At 65.7% G+C, this 13,458-nt stretch carries 12 protein-coding genes; 5 read left to right on the plus strand and 7 right to left on the minus strand.

The annotated features are described in order from the left end of the window. Positions 1-4 precede the first annotated feature (4 nt). The 4 genes from ACZ68L_RS40830 to ACZ68L_RS40845 form a co-directional block, all read right to left on the minus strand. Positions 5-1,846, minus strand: a complete 1,842-nt coding sequence (locus ACZ68L_RS40830) for a DNA primase family protein (protein ID WP_469588321.1) — start codon at positions 1,844-1,846, stop codon at positions 5-7. A 1,324-nt stretch (positions 1,847-3,170) separates the two neighbouring features. After that, the gene (locus tag ACZ68L_RS40835; protein ID WP_469588324.1) at positions 3,171-3,581 is read right to left on the minus strand and encodes a hypothetical protein; all 411 of its coding nucleotides are present in this window, start codon (positions 3,579-3,581) and stop codon (positions 3,171-3,173) included. Positions 3,582-3,762: 181 nt separating this feature from the next. Next, positions 3,763-4,566 (minus strand): lysostaphin resistance A-like protein, encoded by an 804-nt coding sequence (locus ACZ68L_RS40840; protein ID WP_469588327.1) that lies wholly within the window; start codon positions 4,564-4,566, stop codon positions 3,763-3,765. 20 nt (positions 4,567-4,586) lie between these two features. After that, on the minus strand, positions 4,587-6,440 hold the full coding sequence (locus ACZ68L_RS40845; protein WP_469588329.1) for a DHH family phosphoesterase: 1,854 nt from the start codon (positions 6,438-6,440) through the stop codon (positions 4,587-4,589). A gap of 211 nt (positions 6,441-6,651) precedes the next feature. On the opposite strand from ACZ68L_RS40845, the gene ACZ68L_RS40850 reads away from it, so the two are divergent. Beyond that, positions 6,652-6,996 carry a histone-like nucleoid-structuring protein Lsr2 gene (locus ACZ68L_RS40850; protein WP_469588332.1) on the plus strand — a complete coding sequence of 115 codons (345 nt, stop codon included), beginning with the start codon at positions 6,652-6,654 and terminating at the stop codon, positions 6,994-6,996. Between the two features lie 84 nt (positions 6,997-7,080). On the opposite strand, the gene ACZ68L_RS40855 is transcribed toward ACZ68L_RS40850, so the two are convergent. Continuing rightward, positions 7,081-7,446: a hypothetical protein gene (locus tag ACZ68L_RS40855; protein ID WP_469588335.1), complete on the minus strand. Its 366-nt coding sequence runs from the start codon at positions 7,444-7,446 to the stop codon at positions 7,081-7,083. A gap of 542 nt (positions 7,447-7,988) precedes the next feature. Continuing rightward, the gene (locus tag ACZ68L_RS40860; RefSeq protein ID WP_469588339.1) at positions 7,989-8,303 is read right to left on the minus strand and encodes a hypothetical protein; all 315 of its coding nucleotides are present in this window, start codon (positions 8,301-8,303) and stop codon (positions 7,989-7,991) included. Positions 8,304-8,567: 264 nt separating this feature from the next. Between ACZ68L_RS40860 and ACZ68L_RS40865 the strand changes: the two genes are divergently transcribed. After that, the gene (locus ACZ68L_RS40865; protein WP_469588342.1) at positions 8,568-8,711 is read left to right on the plus strand and encodes a hypothetical protein; all 144 of its coding nucleotides are present in this window, start codon (positions 8,568-8,570) and stop codon (positions 8,709-8,711) included. Between the two features lie 1,083 nt (positions 8,712-9,794). Here ACZ68L_RS40865 and ACZ68L_RS40870 read toward each other — a convergent pair. Beyond that, positions 9,795-10,001: a hypothetical protein gene (locus ACZ68L_RS40870; RefSeq protein WP_469588345.1), complete on the minus strand. Its 207-nt coding sequence runs from the start codon at positions 9,999-10,001 to the stop codon at positions 9,795-9,797. Between the two features lie 252 nt (positions 10,002-10,253). Here ACZ68L_RS40870 and ACZ68L_RS40875 point away from each other — a divergent pair, with 252 nt between their 5' ends. From ACZ68L_RS40875 to ACZ68L_RS40885, 3 genes are all read left to right on the plus strand, one after another. Then, positions 10,254-10,619 carry a hypothetical protein gene (locus ACZ68L_RS40875; protein WP_469588348.1) on the plus strand — a complete coding sequence of 122 codons (366 nt, stop codon included), beginning with the start codon at positions 10,254-10,256 and terminating at the stop codon, positions 10,617-10,619. A 987-nt stretch (positions 10,620-11,606) separates the two neighbouring features. Continuing rightward, positions 11,607-12,026, plus strand: coding sequence for a hypothetical protein (locus tag ACZ68L_RS40880; RefSeq protein WP_469588350.1), 420 nt, complete (start codon positions 11,607-11,609; stop codon positions 12,024-12,026). 58 nt (positions 12,027-12,084) lie between these two features. Continuing rightward, positions 12,085-13,383 carry a ParM/StbA family protein gene (locus tag ACZ68L_RS40885; protein WP_469588354.1) on the plus strand — a complete coding sequence of 433 codons (1,299 nt, stop codon included), beginning with the start codon at positions 12,085-12,087 and terminating at the stop codon, positions 13,381-13,383. The last annotated feature ends 75 nt before the right edge of the window (positions 13,384-13,458 follow it).

The following is a 13,458-nucleotide window of genomic DNA, read 5'->3' on the forward strand; positions in this document are numbered from 1 at the left end:
TGCATCAGTCCTCTTCGTCGGTGGTGTCGTCGGTCGGGGCGGGTGCGCCCGTCTGCCGGAGCAGGCCGCGGTAGTTGGCCTGCAGTGTCGGCTGGGATCTCTTCTTTCGGTCGCTGCCGGTGTAGCTCGGATGCATCCACTTCTTCAGCTCGTACTCGGCGATGAGCACCTCGGGGGTGTGCATCATCTGGCCGGGCCGGATCTTGCGGTTCTTGTCCGGGCAGTGCCACAGGGCATCCGGTCGGACGATGGCCACGAGGTCAGTGATGAACTGCTTGTTGCTCACCGGGGAGCCCGAGGGCGAGACGTCGGCGAACCAGGCCTTGTACAGGTCGTAGAGGAACGTGAACGGTGCCAGGTCCCAGACCAGCCGGCCGCGGAACTCTTCCCAGAAGGCGCGCACGGGGTCGTTGGCCTCCTTGTACTCGGCCAGGACCGCCTTGGTCGCCACCGGCTCGGAGAGCTGGTAGTAGTCACCCGGAGATGCCGCGCCGGCGCGGTTGATCGCGTACCAGAAGACGTACTCCAGGACCTCGCGGCGCTGGAGATAGTCGTCCTTGATGTACTTCTTCTCGGCCCCGGTGAAGCTCTTGGTGAAGGGCACGAAGAGCTGCCGGCGGTAGAAGGACTCGGACTTGTCCTTCACGCGCGGGAACTCGTTCAGGCACTGGACCATGAAGCCGAAGAACTGGTACGCGATCGGCATCCGGTACTTCCGGTTGATCTGGATGACGTCGTTGGTCACGATCGCCTTCAGGTTGGCCGCCTTGTCGATGAAGGTGCCGACGTCGTTCTCGTCGACGATGATCGCGTTGGCGCGCACCAGCGGTTCGAGCGCGAAGTCCTTGCCGAAGTCCGAGAGCGGGATCGAGGTATGCGCGCCGCTGCCGACGAGGTTGCGCATGAGCGCGCAGAGCGTGCCCTTGCCGTTGTTGCCCTGCTCGCTGTAGAACCAGGCGGTCTTGCCCCAGCGCACGTGCGGCCGGATGATCGCGCCGATGATCTCCCAGATCAGCTCGGCGAGGCCCTCGTCACCGGGCTGGTCGAAGAGCTCCTCGATCCAGGCGACGACTTCCCAATCTCCGTCCTCGGGGTGCGTGATGACCTGCTGCGGGGCGTCGTCCACGTAGTCGACGTCGTTCTTGGTCAGCAGCACGACGGCGGGGTCGAAGGGGTGGACCTGCTTGGGCTCGAAGTGGAAGCCCTTGCCGAAGATCGTGACGTCCAGCGGCTCGGTGCCGTAGAAGACGATGCCGTTGCGCGCGGCGATGAAGTCGCGGTTCGTGCTCTGGTGCCGGCGCGGGCTGTCCTCGCGCAGGACGGCCAGGACCTCGGCGAACTCCTTGAGGGTCAGCTGGGTGTTGTACATGCGCGCCGTGGTGCGGATGTCGTCCTCGCTGGTGGTGTACGTCCCGCGCGCGCGGCCGTCGGCCTGGTACATGGCCAGCAGGTCGTATTCCCGGTCGGTGTCCTTGGCGTTGGGCGCGATGCGGATGACGTGGTGCAGGCGCAGCAGGATCTGCGCGACCTGCCAGTACGTCAGGACCCGAGAGAGCGGGAGCTTCTCGGTGGCGACCTTCGTCTTCATGTTCTCGGCCTTGGTGACGCCGCCCACGATCGCCAGCAGTTCCTTCTCCAGGACGCGGGGCGTCGGAGGATTGGTCGGGTCGAGCTGGTCGAGGTAGGCGGCGGTGACATAGGTGACGATCTCGTTCTGCGGAGCGATGTCGTTGCGGCCCGAGAAGTACCCCATGACGCTGGCCAGGACGTCGGCGACGGGGTTGGTGCGCGGTCCGGCGCTGGAGCCGACGGCAGGTGAGAGTGTGGGGGCATCAGGAGGCGTCATGTTGCTGCTTTCTCGATCGTGATCGAGTTCCTGCCGGCGATGAGTGGGAAGCCGATTGGACTCGTAATCGAATGGAACGTGATCTTGACTCTATGTCATTGGAGTGTCCTTTCACAACGATTCAGATGCTAGTCGATAAGAGGTGCGACTGGGGTCTTGGATAGCGCTCAGAAGAGGCTCGAATGGGTCACCGGCAGGAGCCGAGGGGGACGCGCGCGCGACCACCGCGGCCACGCCACACGCCTCACGAGCCTGAATGAGATGCGAGAAGCCAGTGACTCCGGGGGCATGCAACCTCGGAGTCACTGGCTTCTCCTGCTCGACCATGCACCCGCGGGCGGCGTGAGCCGCCCGGCCCTGTGGTCAGGGTTCGGAGGAGTTCTTCTGACCGGCCAAACCAGCAGCCGTCAGGGCACCGACTGGACGCCCACCAGGGGGATCCCGAAGACTTCATACCCTCTGGGGGTATCCGAGCGTGTACCACTTGACGTGGTACACCTGTTTCCCCAGGTCAGAGCAGGATTCACGAGAGTTCAAGAGCAGGGTGTACCACGTGGCATTTTCTACGTGGTACAGGTGTTTGCCCAGGTCAGGCGGGGTTTATATACCCTCTGTACCACTTGTACCAGGAAATAGAGACTAGATACACGCGCAGGGGGGATAAGAGAGCAGAATGTCCAGCCGGGGCTGGAGCCGGCCGGATCGCTCCCGAACGCGTCCCCTATGTAAACGGTGAAAAAAGCGTGGTACACGTGGTACATGGGCGGGAAACGCTGGTTGACCAGGCAAAACGTCGTACCACGTCGCTCTTCCTACGTGGTACACCCGGCGGGGGAAAGCCACTCGTGGTACAGGCGTTTGCCCAGGTCAGACGCGGTTTTCGGAGGTGTACCACGTCTCGTGGTACACCCGGAGGCTCAGAGGCCTGGCCCGCTCCCCTGGCGACCAATCCGAGGCAGCTTTCCGCGTCGAGCCGCTGCGTGACCCTCAGGCGGCGCGTCCGGGTGCCAGTGGGACTGGAAGCCACATGGAGCCATCCTCGGCGTCCTGAGACTCGCAGATGACTCCTGGCGCGCCCTCCGGGCGCGAGTCAGAGTCCTGTCCGAGTCGCCACGTTCATGAGACTCTATTCGACACAAAAGGCATTGGACTGGCATTCGCTGGTCATTGCGAGTGATCCACGACAGCTGCTATCGTTGACGGCAGGTGATCGATGTTGCACTGGAACGTGAAAACAGAGAGGCCGGAGAGCATCCCCGTGGGAAGGGAGCTCTCCGGCCTCTTTGCATTGTCGATGAGTGCGAGGCTGGATGGGGCGCATCACCTAGGGGGTGACCGTGCTCCAGCCTCGCTGGTATCCCGCATGGGGGGACTCGGGACTGCGGCTACGGGATCGCGCGTCGGACTCGACGACGTAGAGGATCTCGTAGGAAATCGTGGTGTTGAGGTTGAGCCGGTTCTTGCTCTGGCTCTTCTTCATCGTGATCTTGCGGAAGCCATGGACGGCTTCAGCGCGCTCGAAGAACCGGCGCAGCCTCGCGTTCACACGATCACGGGCCTGCTCGGGCGTGACGCCCATGTCGGAGACGACGAAGACGTGCGTGTGACCGCGATCGAAGGTCGGCTTCTCACCAGTGTCGAGGTCCAGACGGATCTTCGCACGGCTGATGTCGAGCGTGTCCGGACGGACAAGCTGTCCGCGTGAGTCGTACGTGCAGGGGCTGACTTTGGCCATGATGAGATCCTCTCCTCTCCTGATGAGTATGACTGAATAGTTACTTTCAGTCACACCCCCGGTGACCGGATCACCCCGGTCACCACGAGCATGCCCTCCGCACCAGGGACCGGCGGCCGAAAGGCCGTCAGGTCCCGGACGGAGGGCACCATCGTTTTTCAGAAGAGGCTGAGGACCTCGCTCACTGCACCGCGGACTCGCCTCCCGCGCCCTGGACTGCGCTGGGCGCAGTCCCGCCGGCGACCCGCCGGTAGAGCCCCACGGCACACCCAGCGAAGGCCAGGCACAGGAACCCCGCGGAGACGGGGTTCACCAGAGCGCCGAGCGCCTGCGCCGGGACGAAGGCGGCAGCGAGGTTGAAGCTCAGGTGCAGGAGCACGCAGGGCCACAGAGCGCGCGTGCGTTCGTAGACCAGGGCCAGGAGCACCGCCAACGGCAGGGTCGAGGCGAACTGCACGGCGTTGCCGTGCAGCAGGCCGAACACCACGGCGGTGATCAGCGTCGAGACGACGATGCCCACCCGCTTGCGCAGCAACGGGTAGATCAGCCCCCGGAACAGGAACTCCTCCCCCGCCGGTGCCGTGACCAAGGTGAGCAGAAGGGTCGTCAGAGCTCCGGCCGCGCGCCTGGTCTGGTTCGACTCGTCGAAGCCGGCGGATCCTGCCGTGGCATAGATCCACAGGGCCAGCGACTGCCCGGCGAGGAAAGCCAAAACCGCACAGCCGAGGACGGTCCGCCCGAAGTGCGGGGTCTCCGGCCTCGTCCGCAAGGCTGGCGCATGTGCAAGCCACCGGGGCCACAGGATCCTCACGGCACCGACCAGGGCGACGACGAGCACGCCCAGGGCGGCGGTCGCGACGATCGGCTCTCCGATGAGGAAGACTGCGCCGGTGCCGATGCCGAGGTAGACCGCGACGACGATGAACGGCACGAGGGCGCACCACCCGATGCCGAGCAGAAGTGAGGTGATCGGTGAAGTCGTCATGGTCTCCTCCTCTACGGGTCTCAGGCAGCCGTGGTGATCTGCTCGTTGATGACGGCCTGGACGCGGGTGTCGCCGCGGAAGGTGTTCAGCTGCAGCGAGGCCGTGAATCGCAGCGTCCCCAGCTCAGTGCGGCTGGCGCGCTGCACGAGGCTCTGGAGCATGCCGAACCTCTCCTCGGCGACGTTCCACCACAGGCAGGACAGGCCGGACCGGGTGACCAGGCGCAGGTGCTGCTTCTCCGATCCGATCCGGTCCACGCGCAGGCCCAGGGGCTCGATCGCGATCTCGACGACCGGCGCGGTGAAGCCGTGTCCGAAGGGCTTGAGCCCCTCGGTCCGGCGCACCAGCTCGAACAACGGCTCCAGGTCCTCGAGGCCGGCGTCGCAGTCGGCGTCCGGACCGAGCACGAGATCACCGTTCGGGCCCTCGGTGCTGATGGCGAGCAGGGCGACCTGAGTCGCTTCCTGCAGCACGGCGACGAGCTCGCCCAGTTTCTCGGCCTTCGTGACGCGGACGCCGCAGGCCTGCTGGTGCCCGATGGCGCTGAGCCCGTCGTGCGGCTCCAGGCTGGTGATGATGTCGAACCAGCCCGGCGCGCGGCCGGAGCCGCTGACGAAGTCGTCGGGACTGGTGGGACGGTTCATGACGACGACCGGGTGGCCGTTGCGCTCCATCATCTGGTTGGCCAGCAGCCCGTACATGCCCGGGTAGGCGTCCGAGAAGTACACCCACGGGGCCAAGGGCTGGTCGCCGGCGGCGAGTTCTTCCAGGTGCTCGATGACCATCTGCTTGCGCAGCTCGTTGGTCTCGATCATCTGGTGGGCGGCCTTGAGCTTCTCGTCCGCACCGGCGGCCGTGAACACGGCGAAGCACGGTTCGAGGGACGCGCCAGTGCGCCGCGGGCTGTTCATCGCCGGAGCGAGGTAGAAGCCGAAGAAGCCCTCGTCGAGGTCGTCGACATCGCGGACCTTGCCGACTTGCGCGAAGGCCTTGAGCACGATCGCGAAACCCTCGAAGGCCCGGAGGAAGACCGGGTGATGAGGCTCGGTGCGCAGCAGCTGCATCAGGATCGACTGCTCGACGTCGATGGCATCGGGATCGGCGTCGAAGCCACCCCAGGGATTGGGGATCGTCTTCGGCGCGGCCACGCGCAGCAGGCGGGCAATCGAGATCGCGTCGCGCACCAGCTGGCGGTTCTCGTACAGCACGGGCATGACGTCGGAGACGGTGCCCAGGCCGGCGAACAGGCGCAGCAGGCGGATCTCCCAGAGCTTCTCGGGCCGATGCACGCGGGTGTAGGCCTCGATCACCTGATAGAGCACGTGGGCACCGCAGATCCCGGTGTGGGCGTAGGTCTCGTCGATCCGGCACGGGTCGACGGTGACGTCCGCGGTCGAGCCCGGCGCGCGCTCCTCGTGGTGATCGGTCACCAGCGTCATCCAGCCCAGGGCACGCGCGGCGGCGATGCCGCGGTGGGAGTTCACTCCCCCGTCGCAGGTGAGCAGGATGCGGGTGTCGGGCCACTTGGCATGGATCTCGGCGATGTCCTCGGGCGCGAGCTCGTGGCCGCGGCGGTAGTCGGGCAGGTGCAGCTCGACGTCGAAGCCGAGCTCGGCCAGGCCGGCGTAGCCGAGGACGCCGGAGGAGATGCCGTCCATGTCGAAGTCGGGGGCGATGGTGATCTTCTTGCCCGTGGTCCGGGCGTCATGGAGGGCCTCGACCATCTCGGCCAGGTCCAGGAGCTCGTCGTGCTCGGTGGACTCGATCTCCTTCAGGTATTGATCCGACCAGCCACGGCGCTGGCACAGCAGCGTGAAGAGGTCAGTGTCCTCGTCGGCGAGCGAATGGTTGTCGACGGTATGGAGCGTGGACATGGCGGGGACCTCTCGATCATCGGGGTTGCTGGTCGGTGGAGAACGGGGTATGCGACACCCCTCATGATGCTGTGATTTTAGCAGTGGCATTCGCCTCTTCTGCTCGTTTAGCAGTACTTCTGGGACTCTTTCGGGTTCCCCATGACATACTTATCTCGAATGACTGCGACAGACTTTCCAAGGCCCTTGCGAATCGGCTACTCTCGCTGGTATGGCCATTCGAAGCATTGTCGAGTCAGATCTCAGTGGTAAGCCCGATGCGGCTACGGCGACGTTCGGTCTGGGTGACACCTGGTACGAGATCGATCTCACCCCTGCGGAGCGGAAGAAGCTCGAGGAGGCGCTGAAGCCGTACCTGGAGGTCGGCCGGAAAGCCGGGAAGGCGGCGCCGGCTACGAAGCGAGTCGTACCCGAGACGACTGCCGAGGAGCGCGAGGAGATCCGCGCGTGGGGCAAGAAGAACGGCTATGACTTCGCGGAGCGGGGGCGCATCCCGAAGAAGGTCATGAAGGCTTTCGACGAGGCGCATGGCATCGATCGGAGCAAGAAGCGCTGAGCCTGGCGCGCGCCTCCTCCTACTTCTCTCGTTCGTTCGTCCCTGAAGGGCCCTGCAGTGTGCTGCAGGGCCCTTCGTGCGCCTTCAGAACGGCGGCAGCGATGGATGGATCACGGTGGCCGTCTCGATCCCTGCAGCTCGCGCGCGATCACGGCAGTGGATGGTGCCGTGCGAGAAGTGCCCCGGTGTATGCGGCATGAGCTGCTCCCGGCCTCGCTCCAGGCACTCAGGCTTCCGACAGAGGTCGAGGAAGGCCGCGCAGAGCACCTGAGCCCCGGCGTCGCGGAAGACCTGGGCAGCGTCGACCATCTCCTGGTTGCGCTGGAAGCCGGCCGCTCCCCCGCGAGCCGACCAGTCGGCGGGGAAGGTGATGACCTCGAAGCCGGCGGCCCGCCACAACTGCTCAGCTATGGCGTCAGCACCCTTGGGGCAGTGCCCCGAGAGGAGCACCGGTCGGGTGACGCTCTGGGGACCCCTGGCTCTGTCGATGACGAGGAGCAGCGTTTCTCGGGCAGTTCGGGAGGCGTTGCCCGCGTCGAATATCGATGGCTTCGGACAGCAGCTCGGTGCCGACCGGCAAGACGCCGTGTGCCGCTCGTCCGGGGCCCGGGGCAAAGGCGCTGGCTACGGGCGCAGGTGGCGGCCATCGTCCCGCCGTTGCCGGGTGCCTCCCGTTCTCGTCGGCATCGAGATCCGGGCCCGGCGGGTGCCTCCGGAGATCGTCGACAACTGCTGTCGTGTGACGTCGATAAAGCCAGACCCCAGCTGCGCCAGGCGTCGTTGAACGCCTCACGCATGCATGGCTCGTCGTTCCAGCTGCGGGAACCGGTGACGAGGACGACGTGCGAGAACGAGTCGGTAATCATTTCAGCAATCATTCGAGCCTCCTCTCCTCGTAACTCGGCGGGCTCTGCGGCTGGAGTCGAGAGCGGTGACCATGGCATCGGGACAGGCATGGCGACCTGCTTGCCGCTGGCTCATGCTGACCTCATTCACGATGACCTCGGTGACATGCTGCTGAAGCGTGGCTGGTGCCGGGGATGTAGTCGTCGGTGGTCGGCATCTGGCCCTTTCCTATCGCTGGTGAGTCGGCGGATGATGGCGAGGCAATCCGGGCACCATCGCTCATCGGTCTCGTTCAGGCTGAGTGGAACGTCGCGCTTGGCGCTGCGGAAGACGATGCTGTCTTCATCACTGCAGGCGATCTGCTGGAACGTGGCGTCCGGGTCGCGACCGACAGGCTTGTGCCAGATCAGGCCTTCGGTGACGCCTCCGGGGCCCGTGATCCGTTCGCTGACTGCCAACATGCTCTTCTCCTCCTCGCTGGTTGGTGGTGTGGTTGGGGGATCAGCAGAACTCCAGGGCGCAGAACTCAACGCCCTCGGGGTCGACGTGGTAGCCGGGCCGCTCGTAGCCGTGAACGAAGCGGTCGCGCAAGGGGCGATGGTGAGAGTCGAAGCGGGCAAGGATGATGTGGCGGAGGTCTCCCACGGTGGGGGAGATGCCGTTCTCGTTGACTGACGACGTCGGTCTGGCGCAGGAAGGTCGTCCAGGCATTCAGACTGGTCAGGGTGGGCACGCATGAGGAATTTGCTTCCCTGGGCGGACTGGCCGATATGCAGGCCGTCGCCGTTCTGCTCACCGCCCTGGAACGGGCCGAAGGCGTAGTAGTTGACGGACATGTTCGCTCCTCTTACTTCTTGATGGCGGCGTGAGTCATGGTGATGCCTCTTCATGGTCTCGGGTGCGGGTGGCGACCATCGAGTGCGGATCCCGGTGGGGTCCGTGTGATCTCGATGCTCGACGGAGCGCCCGTGCCAGCTCTGCTGGCCTGACGACCCGGGAGATCTCGCTGGCGCGATCTGTTCCCGATGGGTCGCGCAGCGAGCCGTCGCACGGGTCGTCACTTCTCGCCAGAGCCGGGCGCGCAGCGCCAGGCGATCCACCACTGCTGCACCCTTCGCTGCTGGCCACATCTGTGGACAACTACAGCGGGGCAGTGGTGGGGATTCCTCACTCAAGCGCAGCGCTGGGCATAGCCGGAGGGAGCGCCAGCGACCGACGGACCGGCGAGCGAAGCGAGCGGTGGAACCCGTCGGCTATGCCGACTAACACGTCCTCGGAGCGCAGCGGAGAGGCCGAGCGAAGCGAGGGTCCGCAGGACACGTGTTATCAGGTTCCCTTATGCCCTTCGCTTCCTTGTCGTCACTGTCGCTGTTCCACGGCTGGAGCGTTAGCGGAAGCCTGGAACATCAGGGGAAACAGTCCGTACCCTCTGGACCCGTACCCCTCCCCTTTTTCCGCGTAGCGGGGGTACGGGTCTGGCTGTTTCGCCTGGTCATTGCGCCTTTTGGCTGTACTGCTGTTTTACCGTCCGTGATACGGCCGTACCCCCACCTTGATCCGTCCGCGTGAGGCACGAGCGAGGCGGGGGTACAGGTCTGCTCCCGACGGGGCGCAGCCCCGGTTCATCGCCCTGCTGCCGCAGGCAGCACAGTCCTCGTCGCACAGCGGATCCGTCCTTTCGCGACATCGTCGCTTCGGCTGTGGATAACGCTGCACAACGCTCAATGCGGCGGCGCAGCCGACCTCGCATCAGCGCGCTGCGCTGGCCGGAGCGCCGCGGTTGTCCAGTCTCGTACGGCCTGGCGAGCGTCCGGCTCGCTGGCCTGCGGCCGCCATGTCCCTAGCGCCTTCGGTCTCGCACTTCGCCTCAACCCTTCTGGCGAATCTGGGGTCGCGGTGAACACATCCCAGGCACAGGAGCGCGGCCAGGGTCTTGGTAAAGCCGCGCCGCTTCACACGTCCTCAAAGGTGCGCCAGCCGAGCACGGCGGCGATGAGGACGCCCAGCAGGCCGCCGCCCGCGTAGAGCCACAAGGCGTCGCCGCCGGAAAGCTCGATGTCGAGCAGCCAGGCGACCAGGGCCCCGGCCGCGATCCCAGCGAATGTGCCGGCGACCAGCACGGCGACGAACTTGCGGTACATGCGTGTTTCGAAGTCCATAGGTGGAGTATTCCTCTCCTCTTCGGGGCCCGGAGTGTGCCCCAACATGAGCGGGACGACCTGGCGAACCGCCAGGTCGTCTGAGAACTCGCCCCGTCCTCGCCGCGTTGCGTGAGCGCTCGCCAGATCGGGCGAGAACCAACAGCGGTCGCGGCGTGCGCGATTCGGAAGCCTGTGACATGCGTCACTGAATCAAGATCTATTGCCGGTTTGGGTCGGTGCCGCCCCTGAAGAGTGAAGGTGTCGCTCAACTTGGTACTGGAGGACTTGATGATCCCGCCGAAGACGCTTCTGCCGACGATTACGCCGGAGGGGACGTATGGGCAGCTCGTGGAGCTGATCACGGCTGTTTCGGAGCTCGACGATCAGGCGGCAGAAGGGCTTGCGGACAGCCTGCTGTTCCGGTTGGGGCTCTACGGCCCGACCCCTGAACGGGTGGACGATCTGTGTGCGGCGCTGCTCTTCGACGCCGACCCGGAAGATGGCGGCTGGGTGCAGTGCGGCAAGACGCCGGGGCACATCCGGCGTGGCGACCCACTGCACGAGGACCCGTGGAGCGGCCGCTGCTGGAGCGACGACCACCGGCAGGCCGTGGCCGCTGACGACGAGGAGGGCTGATGTGGCGGCTGCCGGAGCAGACTGCTCCGGCAGCCGCACCCGCTTTCGGCCCCTCATGCGGGGCCAGTTGCTCCGCGCACACTCACGGAGTGCGGGGTTCCACCTCCGCCCCCCTCTGCCCCCCTCTGCGCGACCATGACGGCCCGATGACGCCCCTGTACCGACCGTCGCACCAGCGCTGTGCCAGCACTGTTCCGGTGGCTCGTCGGCGGCGGTGCTGGTCTGTCTCCGTCGGCGCTCTGGAGCTGCCTTGCCGTGTCCGCCGGCGGGCTTCAACAGGGGGTACAGCCAGCCTTCACGGCCCCATGAAACAGCCGTGAAACGGCGTCTCTCTTGTGTCTCTGGGGTGTCCCACCGTGACACACACGGGACGCGACAGGGATACACACAGGACGCCGACTGATGCCGGTAGGGCTTTCCGAGTCCTGCGCGCGTCCCTCTGGTGTCTCGCGCGCGCTCCAGTGATGCCGCCGTCGCGTCGCTTTCGGTGCCATCGGAGGACTCGTCTGTGCAGGAGTGCCGGTGGCGTCTCTCAGGAAACACAGCCGGGACACCAATGGGACGCCGTAGGTACTTCAATGCGGCCTCTTGGGATCAGTGCCGGTGCCGCGCGTGTCTCGCAGGTGTCCCGTGTGAGCACCCGAGGAGGCACAGGTGGGGCGCATCAGCGCACAGTGACGGCAGCCTGCGCGCGGTCGCCTCGGGCAGGGGCGCGAGGGCGTCTCGTGGGTGTCCCTGCCAGTACTCGATAGGGACTCAAATGGTGCCTCATTCGCGTATCGAATGGGACTTGCATAAGACTCGATAGAGACACTAGAGTGGACTCGCATTGACTCGCATTCGAGACGAAACGCGAAGGTAGGTGAGTCCATATGACAGAGCGAGAGACATCCGGCGAACGACCGGATGGAGTGCAGGAGCGAGTGGCAGGACGAGGTGAGTGCAATGGTGAGTCAGCCAGGTGAACCTCGTAAGGTCCGATGGACTGTGCCTGCTGCCGACACCTCAGTGATCGAGTGGCTCAATGAGCAGGCGGACATCTCGCAGTCGATTCGACTGCTCATTCGGGAGTCCATCCAGCGCGATGGATACACCGACGTCTACTACAAGCCCGTCGAGCAGCTGCCGCGTCGCGGCCGGCCGCCGCTGGAGATGACCGAGCAGCGCGAAGACGACGAGGCAATGGCCGATCGCCGTCCGGTCGCCGGACCGGTACAGGCACAGCCTGCGGTCACCGCCGAGGCCATCGTCGAGACGGCAGCGCCAGCGCCGGAAGCCCAGCCCGAGCCAGTTCCCGCATCGGTCGAGGAGCCCGTAGCGAGCACAGTGCCCGCGCCCAGCGCAGCAGCAACAGAGCCGCCGAAGCAGGCATCCATCGACGAAATCATGGCGAGCACTCGGCGCTGAGTGACGCGGTGATTACCACTTTCCAGGCAGACAACACAGACACCGAGGGATTGAATTCATGAGCACCAATAGCAACGACATCATCACGCTCACCGGCGGCATCGACGTCGGCAACGGCTACGTCAAGGGCGTCATCCAGAACACGAAGCAGGGCACCTTCGACGAGATCGATCTGCCCAGCGCGGTTGTCTCCACTTCCCGCACCTCGCCGAAGGTGCCGCTGCCCGACGCGGACGCAGCCACTGTGATGGTCGGTGACTTCTACAACCAGATCGACTGCTCGCTCACCACTCCCCTGGTGGCAGCGTCGGACCGCCGGATTTTCGGCCGTGCGGCGCTGTCCGTGCGCGGCTCGAAGTTCACCGAGTTCGAGGTGCTGGGCAAGCACTCCAAGGCCGATCAGGAGCTGAGCAAGGTCCTGGTCCTGGGCGTCTTCGCCGCGAAGGCCCTGCGCGACTACGTCCGCGAGAACGGCGCGCTGCCCAAGCAGGAGCTGCGCGTGCAGGTGCGCGCCGGCCTGGCGCTGCCGATCTCTGAGTTTGTGGCGCGCCGCCACGCCTACGCCGCCGAGTTCATCGGCCTGCTGGGCAACGCAGACCCCGCGGTGCACCTGGTGACGATCAAGAACTTCAGCACCCCTGTGTCGATCCGCCTGGAGTTCGTCGACGTCCAGGTGATGGCCGAGGGTGCCTCCGCGCAATTCGCCATCACTGACAAGGGCGAGCCGCTCGCGCAGGCTCTTCTGGATGACCTGCGCGCCCGTGACGCGTCCATCGTCGAGGGCGTCTCGGCTTCCGACCTGGTGGCGGTCCAGCACACCATCGGCGTCGACGTCGGCGAAGGCACCGTGAACTTCCCGGTCTTCACCGACGGCCGGTTCAACCCTGAGGCTGCCGCCACGCTCGACGAGGGCTACGGCACTGCGCTGATGAACGCCATGGAGCGCATGAGCGAGTCGGACGCCACGCTGCAGTTCTCCTCGCGCAAGCAGCTGGCGGACTTCCTTCACGCGGAGCCGTCGGTGCTGGTGCGGAACCGTCACCAGCGCGCCGCCGGCTTCGTCGAGGACGAGGCCAGCTACCTGGTCGACGAGATCGTCTCCTCCTTCGGCGACGTCCTCTCGCAGGCCGGTGCGACGACCGAGGTCGTCTACGTCTACGGCGGCGGCTCGGGACCGATCAAGCACCTGCTGCACCCGGCACTGCTGAAGGCCGCGGGCGACGTGCCCGTGCTCTACCTCGACTCGAGCTACTCGCGGCACCTGAACCGCGAGGGCCTGTACATCGCGGCCCGCCACGTCGAGCAGCAGGCCCTCGCTGCGAAGACCGGGGGCAAGCGCACCAAGGAAGCGGTGTGATGAGCGGTGCACCGGAGACTCCTCGAAGGACGCGGGCGGGAGGCCCGTACGGGGAGTGGGGTGACTTAGGGCTCG

This window comes from Streptomyces sp. NPDC104309 (assembly GCF_055584025.1).

Coding starts and splice junctions, on each gene's coding strand:
- ACZ68L_RS40830 (WP_469588321.1), bottom strand. CDS start 1,846: ATGACGCCTCCTGATGCCCCCACACTCTCACCTGCCGTCGGCTCCAGC.
- ACZ68L_RS40835 (WP_469588324.1), bottom strand. CDS start 3,581: ATGGCCAAAGTCAGCCCCTGCACGTACGACTCACGCGGACAGCTTGTC.
- ACZ68L_RS40840 (WP_469588327.1), bottom strand. CDS start 4,566: ATGACGACTTCACCGATCACCTCACTTCTGCTCGGCATCGGGTGGTGC.
- ACZ68L_RS40845 (WP_469588329.1), bottom strand. CDS start 6,440: ATGTCCACGCTCCATACCGTCGACAACCATTCGCTCGCCGACGAGGAC.
- ACZ68L_RS40850 (WP_469588332.1), top strand. CDS start 6,652: ATGGCCATTCGAAGCATTGTCGAGTCAGATCTCAGTGGTAAGCCCGAT.
- ACZ68L_RS40860 (WP_469588339.1), bottom strand. CDS start 8,303: ATGTTGGCAGTCAGCGAACGGATCACGGGCCCCGGAGGCGTCACCGAA.
- ACZ68L_RS40870 (WP_469588345.1), bottom strand. CDS start 10,001: ATGGACTTCGAAACACGCATGTACCGCAAGTTCGTCGCCGTGCTGGTC.
- ACZ68L_RS40885 (WP_469588354.1), top strand. CDS start 12,085: ATGAGCACCAATAGCAACGACATCATCACGCTCACCGGCGGCATCGAC.